Source organism: Vibrio sp. LB10LO1 (assembly GCF_010092875.1).
Classification (GTDB): domain Bacteria; phylum Pseudomonadota; class Gammaproteobacteria; order Enterobacterales; family Vibrionaceae; genus Vibrio; species Vibrio campbellii.
Window position 1 is genome coordinate 13,422 of record NZ_JAADJW010000024.1, and the last position, 20,251, is coordinate 33,672.

The following is a 20,251-nucleotide window of genomic DNA, read 5'->3' on the forward strand; positions in this document are numbered from 1 at the left end:
CCTATGGTCAACTTACGTCCCGTACTGTTTGTTATCGGGCTGGTTCTATCCAAACTGGCCCTTTTTATGTACGTGCCGACTTTGGTCGCGTTTTTCACCGGTACGGGCGGATTCCTCGATTTCGCCCAAGCCGTTGTGATCACTCACCTTGCCGCATTCATCTGTTTGACGATTGGTCGAACCGCCAAATTCAAACTCAGCGTGCGCGATATGTTCCTCATCACCAGCTTGGTATGGACCATCGCCAGTGCGTTTGCTGCATTACCATTTGTGTTTATCAACCACATTAGCTTTACCGACGCCTACTTCGAAACCATGTCAGGTATCACTACTACGGGTTCGACCGTGTTAAGTGGCTTAGATAATATGGCTCCAAGCATCTTATTGTGGCGCTCTATTTTGCAATGGTTGGGTGGTATCGGCTTTATCGTAATGGCAGTAGCTATCCTACCGATGCTTAACGTTGGTGGTATGAAGCTGTTCCAAACTGAATCCTCCGATTGGTCAGACAAAAGCAGCCCTAGAGCCAAAACCGTCGCGAAGAACATCGTATTGGTGTACTTGATGCTCACAGGCTTGTGTATCGTCGGCTATTTGCTGACTGGCATGAACCTTTTTGAAGCGATCAACCACGCCTTCACAACCCTCTCAACAGGCGGTTACTCAACGTCAGATGGTTCGATGAACCATTTCTCCAATGGTGCACATTGGGTCGCAACCACCTTTATGTTCCTTGGTGGCCTGCCATTTCTGTTGTTTGTTGCCGCGCTACGCAAGCGCAGTGTCGAAGTATTAATTAGAGATGCTCAGGTACGCGGTTTTGCCTACTTGTTCTTGTTCTCTAGCTTAGTGATCTCAGCTTGGCTGGTGCTCCGCGATGGTTACACCATTTTGGATGCACTGCGCGTTTCAATGTTCAACATCGTGTCGGTCGTCACCACGACGGGTTTTGGTCTAGAAGACTTCACCGCATGGGGCGCTTTGCCAACCACACTGTTTGCCTTCTTAATGATGGCGGGCGCGTGTTCAGGCTCGACCTCTGGCGGGATTAAAATCTTCCGTTTCCAGATCGCGATGACGCTGCTTAACAAGCAAATCATGAAGCTGATTCACCCATCAGGCGTGTTCGTTCAGCGCTACAACCAACGCCCAGTGAATGACGATATTGTTCGCTCAGTAGTGGCATTTGGTTTGATGTTCTTTATCACCATCATCTTCATTGCAGGCTGCTTAAGTGCGCTTGGCCTAGACCCTGTGACCAGTATTTCTGGTTCGATTACCGCGGTAGCGAACGTAGGTCCGGGCATGGGCAGCGTGATTGGCCCAACAGGAAACTTTGCACCGTTACCAGACGCTGCTAAGTGGCTGCTAAGCTTTGGAATGTTGATGGGCCGTTTGGAAATTCTGACTATTCTTGTACTGTTCTTCCCTGCGTTTTGGCGCCGTTAAACAGACTCAAATAAAAGGTATAACAATGAAAACATGGATCACTCTGGCGACCCTACTCGCCACGTCATCGGTTTACGCTGCCGAAATAGTGAAACTGGCGGATGGACGCGAAGTAAAACTGAACGACGACTTCACATGGGAATATGTCGTGAAAAAGGCCACGCCAAAAGCCACAGAGACCACGCTAGAAAAAGTTGAAGCAGTAGAAGCGGCGGCTGTCGTAGCCTCAACGACTGCCGTTGAAGCCGTGGCAACATCAGCCCCTGCAACAACAAAGATGGCGACGATTCCGGTTGTGAGCAAGAAAGTCGGCACCACCGTTGTTGTAAACGCGAAGAAGCCAACCATGCAGCTGTCTGATTCAGGTGTGGATGTATTGATTGGCTCGGCAAGATACGAAGATGGTGAACTGATCTTCCCTACCTCTATCACTAACCAAAGCTCACAATCGGTGATTCAGGTAGAAGTGGAAGTACAGGTATTCGATATGACTGGCAAACCATTGGCGAAACAAAGCGTCACGGTTTGGCAATCTATCAAACGTATGGCAGATACCTACCTTCGCCCACAACAGGCCGAACAAGGTAAAGCGATTAAACTGGCAGTGCCACAGTCGCAGCAATACCAGTTCTCAGCAGAAGTATTAGAAGTCAAAACACGCTAATACGATAAGACATGCTTTGTCGGGTTTATCTCTATCAGCTAGATAGGCTCGACAAAGTAATAAATCGCGAAGAAGTGACACACACAACCCGCCAACACAAAGCCGTGCCAAATTGCGTGATTAAATGGGATTCGCTTGGCAACGTAGAAAATCACCCCTATCGAATACACCAACCCACCTGCGGCTAAAAGCGTCAAACCGCCAATATCCAGATTTATTGCCAGTTGGTAAATCACTATCAACGATAGCCAGCCCATCACCAGATACGTCATCAAAGATAGTTTTTTGAATCGATAGACAAACGCGACTTTCATGATGATGCCGATCAGCGCGATGGTCCAAATCACTATCATCAACCCAATCGCCAACGGTGTGCGCAGACTTACTAACAAGAATGGTGTGTAGCTACCCGCAATCAAAAGATAGATGGCGCAGTGGTCGAAGGTTTTCAGCCAACGCTTGGCTTTAGGGTATGGGATAGCATGGTAGAGCGTAGAGGCCAGAAACAGCACAATCATGCTAGAACCATAGATCGCCATACTGGTAATGGTCAGCGTGTCCGCTTGATGATCGACAGCTTTGATAAGAAGCAGAACCAAACCAACAATACCGAAGATCATTCCAATACCATGAGTAATGGAATTGGCTAGCTCTTCGCCCTGACTGTATTGTGCTTTCTGTGGTGAGGACATGAACGCGCCTATACTAGAGTTTTGAATATTCACTCTAGTATGGCACATTAAGCGTACACGTGTAAGCTTAAATTAAGACTCGTGGGCAGCGGTGGTTTGTTCGAGGTAATTGAGGATCAGCGAACCAACTTCGTCCAGTTTGGTGTTCACCGGAATGCTCAGCTCACGTTTGAGTTTTCCGCTTCCCAATAAACTTGCCAGCATGCCACTTGCACCAGTGCGAGTACGGTCAACTTCAAACCACAGTTTGAGATTTTGCTCGTCGCGATGAGCAACAAATTCCAACTCTCGCCATACGCCATGATATGGGCCATCGGTTGGCACCATTTCAAACTCTTGCACAAATGGTAGATCGAAGCCTTTGACTTCTTCGCACTCTACTTGGCGAATGCGTAAACCTTGTGATTCAAAAGCAGACAAAACGGCATCCATAAGTGGATCGGGTCTAACGGTAAGAATATCTTTGTCGGTAGGGTCGAGCGCCATCGCAACGTCTAAGCCGGTCTCTAACCAAACTTTGGCATCACCGATGGTGACAGGGGTGTTCCATGGCACATCGAGTTTGACCTCAAAGGTGCGATCTTCACCCGGATGGATGGTAAATGCGTACGGGAGGTTCCACTTCGCCAACACATGCGTTTGCGGTACACGACGCATACTGTGTCCTTCTCGCGCCCCACGATCATCTGGTGCTTCTGCGATGTAACGACAGCAAAGCTTAAGATCGATGTTATCGATCGCTTGTTCCGTTGCGCCGCCATAAACATGGATTGAAACATCCACGCTCTGACCGGGATACAGCACGTCTTGGTTCAGGATCGAGTCTACCTTCGCACTGCCAATCCCAAAGCTCGCAAGTGTCTTCTTCAAAAATGACATATGCACCTCCTTTGTAGAAATCTCATACTACTACTGCTGATCACCGGATCAAAACAAAATTCGTCTCGATTTCGCACTAAAAACCATAAAATCCATACAATTCAACTGCTCAACTATCGACCAATTATGGCAGGAATGCTAACCTATACATGATATGCATGCATATCGTTATTCCTGATTCATTATTTGGATTGGCGAAAGCCAGAAGAGCCACCCTTCAAGCAGTTGAAGCTCAACTCATAGTGACTCAGGCCATTACATCGGCAATGGATATGCCTGGCAGTTAGGTATCTAAATGCGCCCAACAACAGTCAGGTTCGCACATACAAATCGTAGTGCAATGCGCCGTCGCAGTGGTTTCACTGCTGCGCCAAAGGCAAAACAAGTTGCGCCAGCAATGACTCTGGTTGAGAAAACAGCGATTATGCCAAGTGTTCCAAACAAAGTTATCAAAGCAGCTTAATTAAAAAGCGCGGCAACCACCGCGCTTTTTTCTTTTCTCTCTACCCTTTTCCTATTTGGTGTTCGCCGAGCAATTTGATACCTTTAGTAGCAAATAACACCTATAAATTATGTGGAGAAAGAAATGAAGTGTCATCGTATTGAAGAGCTGCTTGAGCTACTAGAGCCTGAGTGGCACAAAGACCAAGAAATGAACTTGCTACAATTCATCATGAAGCTGGCGAACGAAGCAGGTTATGAAGGTAAATTGGAAGATCTGACCGATGACGTGCTGATCTACCACCTAAAAATGCGCAACAGCGGTAAAGACGAAATGATCCCGGGTCTAAAGAAAGACCAAGAAGACGACTTTAAGACCGCGATTCTACGCGCGCGCGGTATCATCAAGTAAACCGCGCAAAACCTAGCATTGATAAGCGACTCATTTGAGTCGCTTTTTTTATAACTAAATCAAACAGTTCAAACGGCAGTTATAACTGTTCAGTCATTTATCTGGTTAACTGTACTGACTTTTGTTGTTAAACATTGACTGCGTTAAAGAAACGGAATTGTTATTGATTGTATAATCGCCGTTCATCAGTATTTACTAAAATAATTATGTTCAACCATGTGTCATGGTTTGGACCAAACAGCAATGTCATCGAGCGACATCATTAGAAGTGCCGCCGTACATTATAAGAAAGCCTAAAGAAGGATGAGTGCATGAGTCAGGATAAGATTGATATCAAAGATGTGACTCCAAAGACCTTTAACCCCAAGACCCACAAAGGCAACGGGGACCGTTTCAACCCAAGCAATCGAATCTATGTTCGCGAAAGCAAAGGTACGTTCCAAAAACTGCGTCGCTACGGCGGTTGGTTTTTGTTGCTGTTTTTTGCCCTGATTCCTTGGATTCCTTACGGCGAGCGCCAAGCCATTTTGCTGGACATCGGTAACCAGCAGTTCAACTTTTTCGGCACCACGCTGTACCCACAAGACCTCACCCTACTCGCTCTGCTATTTGTGATAGCCGCGTTTGGACTGTTCTTCATCACTACCTTCTTAGGCCGGGTTTGGTGTGGCTATCTGTGTCCGCAAACCGTGTGGACCTTTATGTATATATGGTTTGAGGAAAAACTAGAAGGCAGTGCCAATAAGCGTCGTAAACAGGATTCCAACAAGCTAACCGCTAACTTAGCGATGCGTAAAGCCCTCAAACACATAGCGTGGTTTTCGATAGCCCTCGCAACTGGCTTTACCTTTGTCGGTTACTTTGTGCCAATGAAGCAACTGGTTATCGACTTTTTTACCTTTAATGCTAACTTCTGGCCAGTATTTTGGGTGATGTTCTTTGCCATTTGTACTTACGGCAACGCTGGGTGGATGCGTTCTATTATGTGTATTCACATGTGTCCTTACGCGCGCTTCCAATCGGCGATGTTCGACAAAGACACCTTCATCGTGGGCTACGATTCTAAACGTGGTGAAAAGCGCGGCCCTCGCTCACGCAAAGCCGATCCAAAACAACTTGGCTTGGGCGACTGTATCGACTGTGATTTGTGTGTTCAGGTATGCCCAACTGGCATCGATATCCGTGATGGTTTGCAGTATGAGTGTATCAACTGTGGTGCATGTATTGATGCGTGTGACAACACCATGGAACGCATGGGTTACGAGAAAGGTCTGATCAATTACACCACAGAGCATCGTCTCTCAGGTAAGAGTACCAAAGTCATGCGTCCAAAACTGCTTGGCTATGGTGCGGTACTACTAGTGATGATTGGTTTGTTCTTCCTCCAAGTCGCATCGGTTGATCCTGCAGGCATGAGCGTACTGCGTGACCGTAACCAATTATTCCGAGTGAACAGCTCTGGCGAAGTGGAAAACACCTACACGCTGAAAGTCATCAACAAAACTCAACAAGTTCAAGAATACGATTTGAATGTAGAAGGACTAAGTGATGTCAGCTGGTATGGCAAACAAACCATTCAAGTTGAACCGGGTGAAGTATTGAACTTACCAATGAGCCTCGGCGCAGATCCTGACAAGCTAGACTCTGCGATCACGACAATTCAGTTTATACTCACCGATAAGAGTAACGAATTCACTATCGAAGTAGAAAGCCGATTTATCAAGAAGCTATAACTTCGATGACTAATGGAAAAAGGCTCAGCAATGAGCCTTTTTATTTATATGTCCCAAGGTACTTTCAACTTTGATGCCCTCACGCCCGACTTTATGTGGTATGCGCTAGAGAGCATCGGCATTCGAGCAGAATCGGGCTTTCTAGCACTCAACAGCTACGAAAACCGCGTTTACCAATTCACAGACGAAGAACGCCAGCGCTACGTGGTGAAGTTCTACCGTCCAGAACGCTGGAGCAATGAGCAGATTCAAGAAGAACACGACTTCACCCTTGAACTGATCGACAACGAAATCCCTGTCGCACCACCTGTACTTATCAACGGTGAAACACTGCATCATTATCAGGGTTATGGCTTTGCTTTGTTTGAAAGTGTCGGCGGTCGTCAATACGAAGTCGATAACTTAGATCAGCTCGAAGGTGTAGGTCGTTTCCTCGGCCGTATCCATAAAGTAGGTAGCCGACAAGCCTTCCAACATAGACCAACCATTGGCTTACAAGAATACCTCTACCAACCGAGAGAGATTCTGCAAAGTGCCAACATGATCCCGATGCATTTGGAGAACAGCTTCTTCAATGATTTGGATATGCTAATCAAGTCGATTGAAAGTCACTGGCAGGAAGGCTTCAACACCATTCGGCTGCATGGCGATTGCCATCCGGGAAACATCTTATGGCGTGATGGCCCAATGTTTGTCGATTTGGATGACTCACGTAATGGCCCTGCTGTCCAAGATTTATGGATGCTGCTCAACGGCGAACGCCAAGACAAACTGATGCAATTAGATATTGTTTTAGAAGGTTACCAAGAGTTTTGCGATTTTAACTCGGCAGAATTGAAACTAATCGAGCCTCTTCGCGGTCTACGAATGGTGCACTATATGGCATGGCTAGCAAAACGTTGGCATGACCCGGCATTTCCGCTCGCTTTTCCATGGTTCAATGAGCCAAAATACTGGGAAGGTCAGGTCCTTGCATTTAAAGAGCAGATTGCCAGCTTAGAAGAAGCACCACTGTCTTTAATGCCTCAATGGTAAGTCAGGCCGAACAATTCAAAATGGAGATTATTAAATGAAAAAACTGTTCGCACTGTTTTCTATGCTGATGCTAAGCCTGTCGGCACATGCAGCGCAATTCAAAGAAGGTGAGCACTACAAAGTATTGGATCTAGAGGCGTCGAAAAAGCCTGTAGTGACTGAGTTCTTCTCTTTCTACTGTCCACACTGTAATACGTTTGAGCCAATTATCCAGCAACTTAAGAAGCAGCTACCTGAAGGCGCGAAGCTACAAAAGAACCACGTTTCTTTCATGGGCGGCAACATGGGCCCTTCAATGAGCAAAGCCTACGCGACTATGGTTGCACTTAAAGTTGAAGACAAGATGGTGCCAGTGATGTTTAACCGCATTCACAATATGCGTAAAGCACCTCGTGATGACGCAGAGCTTCGTCAAATCTTCCTAGATGAAGGCGTAGACGCGAAGAAATTCGATGCAGCATTCAAAGGCTTTGCGGTTGATTCAATGGTTCGTCGTATGGACAAGCAATTTGAAAATAGCGGTCTAACTGGCGTTCCTGCTGTTATCGTCAACAACAAGTACCTAGTTCAAGCACAAGGTATTAAATCCACTGAGGAATACTTTGCCTTGGTTGATTACCTACTGACGCTTAAGTAACTCGAGTCGAACATCAAACGAAAGGGGAGCATCTTGCTCCCCTTTTTTAACTTTAACCTTTAGGTCTGGTTACTTATGGATATCTTGCAGTAACTGATCTTTCTCTTGCCACACATCACCCAGCCATTGCTGGAATTGGCGCTTGTATGGCTTGTCATTGAAGTAATCACCCAACACGCGTTCATCGACTGGTAAAACATTTACGCGCACGACAATCTTCGTCATACGTCCCATCATCATGTCTTTAAATGGCTTATTGGTGTTTTCTGGGTACGCTAAGGTCACATCAATGATGTTTTCAAACTGATCGCCCATGGCCGCTAATGTGTAAGCAATGCCACCTGATTTTGGCTGCAGCAAATGTTGATAACCCGCACGACTCTTGCGTTGCTTTTCCTCGGTGAAACGAGTGCCTTCAACGTAATTTACTACCGTAGTTGGCGTGTGTTTGAACTTTGCACAAGAACGGCGCGTAGTTTGCAAATCCTGACCGCGCTTGTGTGGGTTGCGAATCAAATACTCTCGAGAATAGCGACGCATAAATGGCATATCCAGCGCCCAGCAAGCCATACCAATAAAAGGCACATACAATAATTGCTGTTTTAAGAAAAATTTTGGCATTGGAATGCGATCTTTAAATACACAACACAGTACAACAATATCAGTCCAACTAAGATGGTTACTGATAAGCAGATACCAACCGTCCTTCTTGAGATTTTCGCCACCTTGAATATCCCACTCAACGCGGTTGAACAAGGCAAGAATGCCAGCGTTGACTGTGGCCCAAACCCACATCATTTTGTTGGCAGCCTCGGTGCCTTTCGCTTTGAGCTTAGCTGTTGGAAGCAACAACTTAAAAATTGCGATGATACAAATTGCGATGGAACAAACCGCAGAGTTTATAATCACAAAGGAAGCGTTAAAAATGAGTAACAAATAGGTCAGCATGGGAATCAATCAGTAACTATATCGCGTGAATAATAAAACAGCGTGTAATTATACGAATCCGTTGTCACATTGGAATATTTGTAAGAATGGTCAGATTTGTTTCACTGTAAAACTAGACCAACGCTCAACTCGAATTACCACTTTCATTCGACAAACAAGGAGAAAGCGAATGAATCCAAGGCTAACCTTACTGCCTTTGGCTTTTATCGTCAGTTCAGCACAAGCTCAACTTGAAGAAACCGCAGGTTTTAGCGGTGAAATTTCGTTAAACGCAGGCTTCGTCTCATCAGAGTCCAACTTCAACACAGATGGCGACAGTACCATTCCATCACTAAATCAACGCGCCGAAAGTGATGAATCTTTTATCGTTGCGCCCCTTGGCAGCGCAGCATATACCTTTGGCAACAAACTCAATCACCAAGTGTATGCCGGTACCACGCGCTCCGATATCGCGATCGGTACCCTCGCCTTCCAGATCGGTTATAAGTACCAACTCGCTTCGGGCACTGTACTCGATTTTTCCTATCTACCGACCATACTGAAAGGAGAAACATGGCAAGACCCATACCTAACTGGGCAATCGAGAAAAACCACCGATGAAGGCGGCAATGCGTTTCGTCTCCAAATCAACCGCTTCTTAGACAACAACTTTAATCTTGATTTGGCTTACGCAGACAAAGACGTAGAGAAAGATACCGTGACAGATCCATCACTACTGCGTGATGCAAAGATCTACCACATCAAAGGTGACTACCGTATTCCACTGAGTCGCACGTCAATGCTGCAGCCAGCATTTACCTACATCCACCATGATGCGGATGGCGATGCTGAATCCTATAACTCGTATGGGCTCGACCTTAGCTGGTTCAAGTTTATCCAGCGACACCGCATCGTACTCACAGCAGGCTATGCCGCTAAAGACTTTGACGCAGCTAGCGCGACATTTGGCAAAACTCGCAATGATGGCACTCTGAGTTTTTTCACCGCATACGAGTACAAGAATGTCTTTGACTGGCAAAACTGGTCATTCATTTCACTCGCAGGTTACAGCAGTACCAGTTCAAACATCACCTTCTACGATGAAAAAGAATTTCTGCTATCAACCGGTTTAAACTACAGTTTCTAAGCACTTAAGCACGGGGGAGACTCTCCCCCTTGATTATAAAATGCCCTGATCGTCACAATAAAAACAATTCATAGCTCAAACAATAGCCAAACTTATTTTCATATGGATAATGTGCGACCCGTTTACTATTTAAGAGAGTGATTTGTGCACATTGATCCTAACTACGCTTCAGAGCAAAGCTTAATGAGTGTTCTTTCTCAGAACTTCCCTGGGTTTATCGCTGTGCGCAAGGAAAATGGCAAGCATGTCGCTCTCAACCAACGCTATCGCGCTTTCTTCGAAGAAGACATTCTCGGCGTCAGCATAGATACTATGATCGCAAACTGCCAAAATGATGATTTGTGTGACTTGCTGATGCAATGTAAGCGCAACGATCAGGCATTGCTCGACGGTAACGCACCTATGCGTGTCGATATCGAAACCTTTCAGAATCACCATTTTGAGTCCATACGCTATCTTACTGATGTGAATGGTGTGCGCCACATTGTACTAATGGCATGGGATATTACGGCCCGCATTGAGGAGCAAAACCGCCTCAAACAAAGCCTTCATTTTGATCACCTCACTGGTGCCATGAACAAAAAAGCCTTGATGTCTGCGATACAAAAAGGCTGTGACTGTTGCCTTGTGGCGTACCTTGATCTGGATAAATTCAAACAGGTCAATGATACCTATGGGCACGCGATTGGTGACAAAGTCCTAGTAGACTTCGCCACACTGACCATGCAACAGCTGGGAGAAAGTGGCACGCTCTATCGCGTTGGTGGCGATGAATTTGTGATTGTGTTCGATTGCATGCAGATATCTGATGCTAGAGAAACCTTATTGCAAATCCGCCAAGCGGTGGAAAGCGACATTCACCTCCATGGTATTTCGTTTAGCTTTGGTCTGATGGCCTGCAATGACAATCTAGAGCAATGTCTAGAAGACGCCGATAAAGCACTGTATCAAGACAAGCACGCTCGCAAGCAAGGCTAAACATTCGGGTTTAAACGGCTTGCGCGGTTAACTGTTTAAGTAACCTATCCATTGCTCGATAGCCCAAAGCTTCTGCTAGGTGCGTTCGCTCAATTTGCGGTGAACCCTCCAGATCGGCAATAGTACGCGCAACTTTAATGATGCGGTGATAAGCACGAATCGACAATCCAAGGCGATGCAGCGCATTTTCCAAAAACTCCGCATCACTTTTTTGCAGCGGGCAGAAGGCTTCAATTTCACGACTGCCCAATAATGCATTCACCTTACCACTACGAGCCAGCATACAGTCACGTGCTTGATTCACCCGCTCTTTGACGATAGCCGTGGGTTCCCCTCTATCGCCACCTTCAGAGAGGGTTCCTTTCGGCAATGCAGGAATTTCTAATGACATATCAAAGCGATCAAGAAGTGGGCCTGATAATCGGCCAAGGTAACGCAGGATGGCTTGCGGATTCGTTCTGGCTTGGTTGCCTTCGTAATACCCTGTCGGACTCGGGTTAAGCGCCCCTACAATTTGGAACCGAGCAGGAAAACGCGTCTTACCTTGCGCCCGAGAGATAATAATTTCACCGGACTCCAATGGCTCACGTAAAGAGTCGAGCACCTTACGATCAAACTCCGGCATCTCGTCCAAAAACAATAACCCGTTGTGAGCTAGAGATATTTCGCCCGGTCTCGGCACAGATCCACCACCAACTAAAGCCGCCATGGAGCTGGAATGATGCGGGGCACGAAACGGCCGCGTCTTCCAGTTGTGTTCATTGATTTCACTTTGAGTCAGTGACGCCACAGAAGCCGTTTCCATCGCCTCTTCATCACTCATCTCAGGTAACAAATCGCATAATCGAGAGGCCAACATGGTTTTGCCAGTGCCTGGAGGGCCAAGGAAAAGCAGGTTGTGATTGCCAGCTGCCGCAATTTCTAAAGCGCGCTTTCCCTGCTGCTGACCAATGATATCCTGCAAGTCACGACCGTGTGCTTTGAGCTCTTTTTTCTTGGGCGTTTGATACAAGTTCAGTTGATGTTGGCCACACAGCTCAGCACAAACTTCCAATAGTGATTGGGCAGATTTGTGCTGCTCTTTGCCGACAAGTGCCGCCTGATCGCCATTAGCATGAGGTACCACTAAACGGCGCTGTTTTTTGTTCGCAGCCAATGCAGCGGGCAATACGCCTTTTACCGTTCTCAACCCACCAGAAAGGGCTAATTCACCGACAAATTCGTAGTTTTTGAGCTTATCTGTCGCGATTTGCTCTGAAGCCGCTAAAATTCCCAATGCAATCGGCAGATCGAAGCGCCCGCCTTCTTTGGGCAAATCCGCAGGTGCCAAATTGACCGTGATTCGTTTTGCAGGAAACTGAAAGTTAGAATTGACGATCGCACTTCGTACGCGATCTTTGGATTCTTTTACTGTGGTCTCAGGTAACCCCACCAAGGTAAAGCCCGGCATCCCATTACTGATGTGGACTTCCACGCTTACCGATGGCGCTTGCACACCCACACTTGCTCGACTATGAATGATTGCCAGCCCCATAATTCCCTCAAATTATTGTACGTTATCTAACCAAATGTTTTTTATATGGATATGTTATATAGCCTGTACAGATGGGTACTTAATGTGAAAAAAGAATGACTTTTTGCTTGTCATGCAGCAGATTTGTGTGTTACCACTAGTGACGCAAACATTTTCGTAGAACATTACACAAGACTTATTAACGAAAACAGAACGACAGACAGATGAACTTATTCGCTCACATCAACTCACTGCTAGCCCTGATTATCGTGGTCATTATTGGCACCACGCGGGGTATTGTGGGCGAAAGGTAACCACAAATTACAAAAAACCCCCGCACTGAGAAGTCCGGGGGTTTTTTTACAACTACAAGTTGTCATCTGTCTAACCCTTAGACAGCTTAACGGGAAGAATGGGAGTGCACATGAAGTGCAAAACACATGGCGATAGCTACGAGCCACAACGTAGCAAAGGAGGTTTACGATGACCGGTGCAGAACTAGTCGTAGCCGCTTTAAGACAACAAGGCATCGAAACGGTGTTTGGGTATCCTGGTGGAGCCATAATGCCAATCTACGATGCGTTGTATGACGGAGGTGTCGAGCACATCTTATGCCGTCATGAACAAGGGGCTGCAATGGCCGCCATCGGGATGGCCCGCGCAACGCAAGATGTTGCAGTTTGTATGGCCACTTCCGGCCCAGGCGCCACCAACCTTGTTACTGGCCTTGCCGACGCCTTCCTCGATTCCGTTCCTCTAGTCGCCATCACAGGTCAGGTTGCTAGCTCTCATATCGGTACCGACGCGTTCCAAGAAATGGATGTGATCGGAATGTCTCTAGCCTGTACCAAACACAGTTATCTAGTGACTGAGATTGAAGACCTTGCCCCAACGCTAGCCGAAGCGTTCGAAGTAGCAAAAGCAGGTCGACCTGGCCCGGTGATTGTTGATATCGCCAAAGACGTTCAGCTTGCTCAAGCGCCAACCGAACTGCTGCCTCCTTTTGTTCCACCAATCGCTCCACAAGTCAGTGATGCCGATATCCAGCGCGCTCAAGAAGTACTAGCCGCTTCAACTCGCCCAGTTTTATACGTCGGCGGTGGCGTGCAAATTGCCAAAGCGACAGACTCAGTACGCGAGTTCCTACGTTTAAACCCTATGCCTGCAGTAAGCACACTAAAAGGTTTGGGCACCATTGAACGCCACGACCCGCACTACTTAGGCATGCTAGGCATGCATGGCACCAAAGCCGCAAACCTAGTGGTTCAAGAATGTGACCTTTTGATTGTAGTTGGGGCACGTTTTGATGACCGCGTGACAGGCAAGCTCGACACGTTTGCACCGCATGCGAAAGTGATTCATATCGACATCGATGCGGCTGAAATCCATAAGCTTCGCCACGCCAATGCACCACTGCGTGGCGAAATCAGCAAGATTCTTCCTCAATTAGAGCTGACTCAAGACATCACTCCTTGGGTACATCACAGTGAAAGCCTGCGCAGCGGATTCAAATGGCGCTACGACCATCCAGGCGAATTGATCTACGCACCGCTATTACTTAAGCAACTGTCTGACATGATGCCGGATAGCTCAATTGTCTCGACTGACGTCGGCCAGCATCAGATGTGGGCAGCGCAACACATCCAGCCGCGCGATCCACAAAACTTCATCACCTCTGCTGGTCTTGGCACCATGGGCTTCGGCTTGCCAGCAGCAATGGGTGCCGCTGTCGCACGTCCTGATGATCAGTCTATCCTTATTACAGGTGACGGTTCATTTATGATGAACGTGCAGGAATTGGGCACGCTGAAGCGTCGTCAGATTCCAGTAAAGATTGTCCTTCTTAACAACCAACGTCTTGGCATGGTTCGCCAATGGCAGTCATTGTTCTTTGACGGCCGCCACAGCGAAACCATTCTTGATGACAACCCAGACTTCGTGATGCTGGCAAAAGCGTTCGATATCCCGGGTAAAACCATCACCAAGAAAGAAGAAGTCGAACCGGCTCTCAAAGAGATGCTAGAAAGTAAGACTTCTTACATGCTTCACGTTTTAATCGATGAAGAAGAGAACGTGTGGCCACTTGTACCACCTGGTGCATCAAACAGTGATATGTTGGAAAACACTTAGGAGACAATCGCATGGACAGATATTTACTCGACATCAAAGCCGACGATAAACCGGTATTGTTGGAGCGCGTTCTTCGTGTGATTCGTCACCGAGGCTTTGTGATCAAACAAGTCGCTGCTACCCAAAACCACGAAAGCAAAGTAGCCAGCGTAGAGATCATCGTCGACAGCGATCGACCTATCTCGTTTTTGGTCAATCAAATTGAGAAGTTGTGGGATATTCGCACCGTTGAGGTACTCAAAATCCGCAGCGATGAGCTCCCAAATCACAACTTACAACAACACGTGAGTGCATAAGGAAGGCAATAAATGGCAACGAAAACTGCAGATTTCATTTGGTTTAATGGTGAGATGGTTCCATGGGCAGAGGCGAACGTTCACGTTTTGACTCACGCGATGCACTACGGTACCTCTGTATTTGAAGGCGTACGCTGCTACAACACACCGAAAGGACCAATTGTCTTCCGTCACCGCGAGCATGCACAGCGTTTAAAAGACTCTGCCAAGATTTACCGCTTCCCGATCCCGTTTTCTGTAGAAGAAATCATGGAAGCGACGCGTGAAACCCTGCGCCAGAACAAACTCGACAGTGCTTATATTCGCCCATTGGGTTTTGTCGGTAATGTTGGCTTAGGCGTATGTCCTCCCGTTGGCACAGAGATGGACCTAATCATTGCCGCTTTCCCTTGGGGCTCTTACTTGGGTGAAGAAGCGCTAGAAGCTGGCGTTGATGCAATGATTTCAAGCTGGAACCGTGCAGCACCAAACACCATCCCAACTGCGGCTAAAGCAGGCGGTAACTACCTATCTTCGCTACTAGTCGGTGGTGAAGCGCGTCGTCACGGTTACGACGAAGGTATCGCACTGAGCGTAGACGGTTATCTATCGGAAGGTGCTGGTGAAAACATCTTTGTTATCAAAGACGGCGTGATCACCACACCACCAGCAACCAGTGCAATTTTGCCGGGCATCACTCGTGATTCAATCATGACCATCGCACGCGATAAAGGTTATGAAGTGCGCGAAGCGAACATTGCGCGTGAAGCACTTTACCTTGCCGATGAAGTCTTTATGACAGGTACAGCAGCCGAAGTTGTGCCAGTAGCAACCATCGACAAAATTGAAGTGGGCACCGGTAAACGCGGCCCAATCACTAAAGAACTACAAGCGGCCTACTTTGGCCTATTTAACGGCACCACGGAAGATAAGTGGGGCTGGTTAGACTATGTGTACCCAGAACAGAAGTAAGAAGGATTAGGAAATGCCAAAATATAGATCAGCTACCACCACACATGGTCGTAACATGGCGGGTGCTCGCGCGCTGTGGCGTGCAACAGGCGTAAAAGATGAAGACTTCGGTAAGCCAATCATCGCCGTCGTAAACTCGTTTACTCAATTTGTTCCGGGTCACGTACACCTAAAAGACATGGGTCAGCTTGTAGCACGTGAAATCGAAAAAGCCGGCGGCATCGCTAAAGAATTCAATACCATCGCGGTTGATGATGGTATCGCAATGGGTCACGGCGGCATGCTGTACTCACTGCCTTCACGCGAACTGATCGCAGACTCAGTAGAATACATGGTTAACGCACACTGTGCCGATGCGATGGTGTGTATCTCTAACTGTGACAAAATCACTCCTGGAATGTTGATGGCATCTATGCGTCTTAACATCCCTGTTATCTTTGTCTCTGGTGGTCCAATGGAAGCGGGTAAAACCAAGCTTTCTGATCAGATCATCAAACTAGACCTTGTTGATGCGATGATCCAAGGCGCGGATCCAAAAGTATCTGATGAGCAAAGTGAACAGATCGAACGCAGCGCATGTCCAACGTGTGGATCGTGTTCAGGCATGTTCACTGCAAACTCAATGAACTGTCTAACGGAAGCCCTGGGTCTTTCTCAACCAGGTAACGGTTCTATGCTGGCAACACACGCTGACCGTGAACAACTGTTCCTTAATGCAGGTCGTCGTATCGTTGAACTGACTCGTCGTTACTACGAGCAAGATGACGAATCAGCACTGCCACGCAACATCGCTACGTTTGATGCCTTCGAAAACGCCATGGCACTGGACATCGCAATGGGCGGCTCAACCAACACCATTCTGCATCTACTGGCTGCAGCGCAAGAAGGTGAAGTGGATTTCGATATGGAAGATATCGATCGCCTATCTCGCCAAGTACCACACCTATGTAAAGTGGCACCATCTACTCAGAAGTATCACATGGAAGACGTACACCGCGCTGGTGGTGTAATGGCTATCCTTGGTGAACTTGACCGTGCAGGCCTGCTACACAACGAAGCGCGCACCGTTCTTGGTCTTTCAATGAAAGAGCAGTTAGCGAAGTACGACATCATCCAGACCGAAGATGAAGAGGTATTAAAGTTCTTCCGCGCAGGTCCTGCTGGTATCCGTACCACTCAGGCATTCTCTCAGGATTGTCGTTGGGATCGCCTTGATGACGACCGTGCAGAAGGTTGTATTCGAACCAAAGAAAATGCCTTTAGCCAAGAAGGTGGCTTAGCGGTTCTATCAGGCAACATCGCACTTGATGGCTGTATCGTTAAGACCGCTGGCGTTGATGAGAGCATCCATAAGTTCACAGGCCCGGCCGTAGTATTTGAAAGCCAAGAAGACGCCGTAGAAGGTATTTTAGGCGGCAAAGTTAAAGCCGGCGACGTGGTTGTTATCCGCTACGAAGGCCCTAAAGGTGGTCCGGGCATGCAAGAAATGCTCTACCCAACCACTTACCTAAAATCAATGGGACTCGGTAAAGAGTGTGCTCTTCTAACTGACGGCCGTTTCTCTGGCGGTACATCTGGCCTGTCTATCGGTCACGCTTCTCCTGAAGCTGCAAACGGCGGTGCCATTGGTTTGGTTAAACAAGGTGATATGATCGCGATTGATATTCCAAACCGTTCAATCTCACTTCAAGTTTCTGAACAAGAGCTTGCTGAGCGCCGTGCAAAACAAGACGAGCTAGGCTGGAAACCTGTTGACCGCCAACGTGAAGTTTCATTTGCACTCAAAGCGTACGCAAGTATGGCGACCAGTGCTGACAAAGGTGCAGTACGAGACAAATCTAAGCTCGAGGGCTAGCTTTATGAGTCAACCCTTTCCCTTAAAACAGGAAAACCAATCTGGTGCAGATTATCTGCGCCAGATCTTGCGTGCTCCTGTGTATGAAGTCGCGACAGTGACACCACTGCAAGAGATGCCTCGCCTTGCTGCACGTATTGGTAACAATGTGCAAATCAAGCGTGAGGATCGCCAGCCCGTGCACTCGTTCAAATTACGCGGTGCATACAACATGGTGGCAAGCCTGTCTGAAGCCCAAAAAGCCGCAGGTGTGATTGCCGCCTCTGCGGGTAATCATGCTCAAGGTATGGCGCTTTCTGGCACTAAGCTGGGCATTAAAACCACTATCGTGATGCCAAAAACTACGCCAGACATCAAAGTTGATGCAGTACGTGGTTTCGGTGGCAACGTGGTGCTGCACGGCAGTAACTTTGATGAGGCAAAAGCCGAGGCAGAGCGTCTATCCGAGTTAAACGGGTACACCTTTGTCCCTCCCTTCGATCACCCACTGGTGATTGCAGGTCAAGGCACAATTGGCATGGAAATGCTGCAGCAAAATGGTCACCTTGATTACATCTTCGTTCCTGTCGGCGGCGGCGGTTTGGCTGCCGGTGTTGCGGTGCTTGTGAAGCAGTTAATGCCAGAAATCAAAGTAATCGCAGTTGAGCCAGAAGATTCGTCATGCCTCAAAGCAGCATTGGATGCTGGTGAGCCAGTGGTACTAGACCAAGTCAGCATGTTTGCCGATGGCGTCGCTGTAAAACGCATTGGCGAAGAGACTTTCCGTCTATGCCAAAAGTACATTGATGGCCATATTGCAGTCTCTAGCGATGAAATCTGCGCAGCAGTAAAAGACATCTTTGAAGACACTCGCGCCATTGCTGAGCCTTCAGGGGCGCTTGCTCTGGCAGGTTTGAAGAAGTTTGCTGAGCAAAACAAACTCAAAGGCAAAAATCTAGGCACCGTGCTGTCTGGTGCCAACACTAACTTCCATGGTTTGCGTTATGTTTCTGAGCGTTGCGAGCTTGGTGAGAAACGTGAAGGTTTGCTTGCGGTCACCATTCCTGAGCGTCAAGGTGCATTCTTTGAGTTCTGTAACTTGATTGGCGGCCGTGCTGTAACGGAGTTTAACTACCGCTACAACGATGATGCACTGGCAAATATCTTTGTCGGTGTGCGTTTGCAAGGCGGTCAGGAAGAACTAGAAAACATCATTCATGATTTACGTGATGGTGGCTACCCTGTAGTTGACCTGTCTGACGATGAAATGGCGAAACTACACGTGCGCTACATGATTGGTGGCAAGCCGTCTAAGCCGCTTAAAGAACGCCTCTACAGCTTTGAATTTCCAGAGTATCCGGGAGCACTACTTAAGTTCCTAAGTACACTCGGCACCCATTGGAATATCAGCTTGTTCAACTACCGTAACCACGGTGCGGACTACGGACGCGTTTTATGTGGTTTCGAGTTAGATGAAAGCGACTTAGCTCAGTTTTCTGCACATTTACGTGAACTTGGCTATCAATGCAAAGACGAAACAGATAATCCGTCTTACAAGTTTTTCTTGTCCTAGAACCAACAAAGCCACTTTCCTTGAAAGTGGCTTTTTGTTAGTACTGCAGCCAATCCTGATGCAGTTTATTTGGTGTACCTAAGTAATCCACCATCCATTGAATCAACTTGTGATTGTCATCTTTACGCCATACCAAGCAACATTGGCTCAATGGCTTATCATCCTGCAGAACTTTTTCCACCAGCACTCCTTCATGGATAAGCGGCATCGCAATATGGCGTGGCATGTAGCCCACTCCGACTCCATTTTTCAGACATTCAATCGCGCTATACCAATTTGGTAGGAGCAAACGACGCTGCTTTGCATAATGTCCAGTGTGGCGTTTTGGTAGCACGTTCGAGGTATCATCGAGGCAGATCGCCGGAAATTGACTGACAAACTCTTCGGTCAATACTTGCTGGCGTACGCATGGATGAGCCGGCGACATCACGAATGCCCAATCGAGCACGCCCATGTCTTTGACCTCAAAATCCCCACCAACAGGAATCGCTGACGTTGCTCCAACGACAATATCAGCACGCCCCTGTGCGATAGCTTCCCATGAGCCGTTAAACACTTCCATGTTGATTTGCAGCTCTGCGAATTCAAACTCACGGTAGAAGTCTTCAACCAAAGGTTTGAGCTTATCCAGCTTAACCACATTATCCAGCGTGAGCTTCAATGTTGACTGCCAGCCATGTGCAGCGCGGCGAGTTTGCGCTTTCACTTCTGCCATTTGTCTGAGCAGTAAGCGCGCCTCTTCGATAAACAACTCACCGGCCGGCGTTAACTCCACTTTTCTCGGTAATCGACGAAACAGAACCACATCTAACTCCTGCTCCACTTGACGCACTCCGTAGCTGATCGCTGAAGGGACTTTATGCAGTACTTCTGCTGCCGCTGTAAAACTGCCTAATCGAGCAACGGTATCGAGCATTTCCAGAGAAGATTTGGAGAACATGATTTCTACCTTTCAAAAAA

At 47.5% G+C, this 20,251-nt stretch carries 19 protein-coding genes; 14 read left to right on the plus strand and 5 right to left on the minus strand.

Features of this window, described 5'->3' with window-relative positions; translation table 11 throughout:
* Positions 1–3: 3 nt before the first annotated feature.
* Complete coding sequence (locus GXP65_RS16810; RefSeq protein ID WP_162093331.1) at positions 4–1,449, plus strand: TrkH family potassium uptake protein; 1,446 nt, start codon at positions 4–6, stop codon at positions 1,447–1,449.
* A 25-nt stretch (positions 1,450–1,474) separates the two neighbouring features.
* Complete coding sequence (locus tag GXP65_RS16815) at positions 1,475–2,113, plus strand: DUF3157 family protein (RefSeq protein WP_162093332.1); 639 nt, start codon at positions 1,475–1,477, stop codon at positions 2,111–2,113.
* Positions 2,114–2,151: 38 nt separating this feature from the next.
* Here GXP65_RS16815 and GXP65_RS16820 read toward each other — a convergent pair whose 3' ends face one another.
* Positions 2,152–2,805, minus strand: coding sequence for a hemolysin III family protein (locus GXP65_RS16820; protein WP_038892396.1), 654 nt, complete (start codon positions 2,803–2,805; stop codon positions 2,152–2,154).
* A gap of 72 nt (positions 2,806–2,877) precedes the next feature.
* A complete protein-coding gene (locus tag GXP65_RS16825; protein WP_045371942.1) occupies positions 2,878–3,684 on the minus strand; it encodes a sporulation protein in 807 nt (268 codons plus the stop codon).
* A gap of 295 nt (positions 3,685–3,979) precedes the next feature.
* Between GXP65_RS16825 and GXP65_RS25085 the strand changes: the two genes are divergently transcribed.
* The 5 genes from GXP65_RS25085 (at position 3,980) to GXP65_RS16845 (ending at position 7,942) form a co-directional block, all read left to right on the plus strand.
* The gene (locus GXP65_RS25085; RefSeq protein ID WP_005536917.1) at positions 3,980–4,147 is read left to right on the plus strand and encodes a hypothetical protein; all 168 of its coding nucleotides are present in this window, start codon (positions 3,980–3,982) and stop codon (positions 4,145–4,147) included.
* A gap of 123 nt (positions 4,148–4,270) precedes the next feature.
* Positions 4,271–4,537: a YihD family protein gene (locus GXP65_RS16830; protein ID WP_005429763.1), complete on the plus strand. Its 267-nt coding sequence runs from the start codon at positions 4,271–4,273 to the stop codon at positions 4,535–4,537.
* Positions 4,538–4,848: 311 nt separating this feature from the next.
* Positions 4,849–6,270, plus strand: a complete 1,422-nt coding sequence (ccoG, locus tag GXP65_RS16835; RefSeq protein WP_005429824.1) for a cytochrome c oxidase accessory protein CcoG — start codon at positions 4,849–4,851, stop codon at positions 6,268–6,270.
* A 48-nt stretch (positions 6,271–6,318) separates the two neighbouring features.
* Positions 6,319–7,305 (plus strand): serine/threonine protein kinase, encoded by a 987-nt coding sequence (locus GXP65_RS16840; RefSeq protein WP_053301550.1) that lies wholly within the window; start codon positions 6,319–6,321, stop codon positions 7,303–7,305.
* Between the two features lie 34 nt (positions 7,306–7,339).
* Positions 7,340–7,942 (plus strand): thiol:disulfide interchange protein DsbA/DsbL, encoded by a 603-nt coding sequence (locus GXP65_RS16845; RefSeq protein WP_005429765.1) that lies wholly within the window; start codon positions 7,340–7,342, stop codon positions 7,940–7,942.
* A 69-nt stretch (positions 7,943–8,011) separates the two neighbouring features.
* Here the strand turns inward: GXP65_RS16845 and GXP65_RS16850 are convergent, their stop codons facing one another.
* A complete protein-coding gene (locus GXP65_RS16850; protein WP_005429796.1) occupies positions 8,012–8,890 on the minus strand; it encodes an acyltransferase in 879 nt (292 codons plus the stop codon).
* A 169-nt stretch (positions 8,891–9,059) separates the two neighbouring features.
* On the opposite strand from GXP65_RS16850, the gene GXP65_RS16855 reads away from it, so the two are divergent.
* On the plus strand, positions 9,060–10,016 hold the full coding sequence (locus GXP65_RS16855) for a DUF2860 domain-containing protein (protein ID WP_050920131.1): 957 nt from the start codon (positions 9,060–9,062) through the stop codon (positions 10,014–10,016).
* Positions 10,017–10,160: 144 nt separating this feature from the next.
* Complete coding sequence (locus GXP65_RS16860; protein ID WP_021017937.1) at positions 10,161–10,994, plus strand: sensor domain-containing diguanylate cyclase; 834 nt, start codon at positions 10,161–10,163, stop codon at positions 10,992–10,994.
* A gap of 10 nt (positions 10,995–11,004) precedes the next feature.
* On the opposite strand, the gene GXP65_RS16865 is transcribed toward GXP65_RS16860, so the two are convergent.
* A complete protein-coding gene (locus GXP65_RS16865) occupies positions 11,005–12,528 on the minus strand; it encodes a YifB family Mg chelatase-like AAA ATPase (RefSeq protein WP_005429794.1) in 1,524 nt (507 codons plus the stop codon).
* Positions 12,529–12,990: 462 nt separating this feature from the next.
* Between GXP65_RS16865 and ilvG the strand changes: the two genes are divergently transcribed.
* The 5 genes from ilvG to ilvA are packed head-to-tail and all read left to right on the plus strand — an operon-like array spanning position 12,991 to position 19,291.
* Complete coding sequence (ilvG, locus tag GXP65_RS16870) at positions 12,991–14,637, plus strand: acetolactate synthase 2 catalytic subunit (RefSeq protein WP_045451523.1); 1,647 nt, start codon at positions 12,991–12,993, stop codon at positions 14,635–14,637.
* Positions 14,638–14,648: 11 nt separating this feature from the next.
* Positions 14,649–14,933, plus strand: coding sequence for an acetolactate synthase 2 small subunit (ilvM, locus tag GXP65_RS16875; RefSeq protein ID WP_005429819.1), 285 nt, complete (start codon positions 14,649–14,651; stop codon positions 14,931–14,933).
* Between the two features lie 12 nt (positions 14,934–14,945).
* The gene (ilvE, locus tag GXP65_RS16880) at positions 14,946–15,884 is read left to right on the plus strand and encodes a branched-chain-amino-acid transaminase (RefSeq protein WP_005429790.1); all 939 of its coding nucleotides are present in this window, start codon (positions 14,946–14,948) and stop codon (positions 15,882–15,884) included.
* 13 nt (positions 15,885–15,897) lie between these two features.
* Positions 15,898–17,739, plus strand: a complete 1,842-nt coding sequence (gene ilvD, locus GXP65_RS16885) for a dihydroxy-acid dehydratase (protein WP_162093333.1) — start codon at positions 15,898–15,900, stop codon at positions 17,737–17,739.
* A gap of 4 nt (positions 17,740–17,743) precedes the next feature.
* Positions 17,744–19,291 carry a threonine ammonia-lyase, biosynthetic gene (gene ilvA, locus GXP65_RS16890; RefSeq protein ID WP_162093334.1) on the plus strand — a complete coding sequence of 516 codons (1,548 nt, stop codon included), beginning with the start codon at positions 17,744–17,746 and terminating at the stop codon, positions 19,289–19,291.
* Positions 19,292–19,328: 37 nt separating this feature from the next.
* Here ilvA and punR read toward each other — a convergent pair whose 3' ends face one another.
* Entirely contained in the window at positions 19,329–20,231 is a 903-nt protein-coding gene (gene punR, locus GXP65_RS16895; RefSeq protein WP_005429759.1) for a DNA-binding transcriptional activator PunR, read from the minus strand.
* Between the last annotated feature and the right edge of the window lie 20 nt (positions 20,232–20,251).